This window comes from Virgibacillus sp. M23, assembly GCF_034190895.1.
Classification (GTDB): domain Bacteria; phylum Bacillota; class Bacilli; order Bacillales; family Amphibacillaceae; genus Virgibacillus; species Virgibacillus salarius.
In genome coordinates this window covers 1-692 of the sequence record NZ_JAWDHA010000147.1, presented here as the reverse complement: position 1 = coordinate 692, position 692 = coordinate 1, and the positions used below count along the sequence as shown (strand labels likewise).

Sequence of the window (692 nt, the reverse complement as noted above, 5' to 3'; positions counted from 1 at the left end):
ATCGGATACTCTTAAGTAGGATGATGAGATAATGAAACGTGCACGCATAATATACAATCCGACTTCAGGACGGGAGATCTTTAAAAAGCATCTTGCCCAGGTCCTGCAAAAATTTGAACAAGCCGGCTATGAAACCTCCACCCATGCCACGACATGCGCAGGAGACGCTACACACGCTGCCAAGGAAGCGGCATTGCGTGAGTTTGACCTGATCATTGCGGCAGGCGGAGACGGAACGATCAACGAGGTCGTCAACGGGCTTGCGCCTTTAGACAACCGTCCGACACTCGGTGTGATTCCAGTCGGCACAACAAACGACTTCGCCAGAGCGCTCGGGATTCCGCGCGAGGATATTTTAAAAGCGGCAGATACGGTCATTAACGGCGTCGCCCGCCCGATTGATATCGGACAGGTCAACGGCCAGTATTTTATCAATATCGCCGGAGGAGGCCGTCTGACGGAGCTGACGTACGACGTGCCAAGCAAACTGAAAACGATGCTCGGCCAGCTTGCTTATTATTTAAAGGGAATGGAAATGCTGCCTTCACTTCGTCCGACAGAAGTCGAGATTGAATATGACGGCAAGCTGTTTCAAGGTGAAATCATGCTGTTTTTGGTCACGCTGACAAACTCCGTCGGCGGGTTCGAAAAGCTCGCGCCGGATTCCAGCCTGAATGACGGCATGTTTGATT

At 51.6% G+C, this 692-nt stretch carries 1 protein-coding gene; it reads left to right on the top strand.

All coding sequences use genetic code 11. The features are described 5' to 3' along the window. Window positions 1-31: 31 nt before the first annotated feature. Window positions 32-692: diacylglycerol kinase (locus RVS70_RS21695; protein WP_321134793.1), on the top strand; the 661-nt coding region annotated here is incomplete at its 3' end.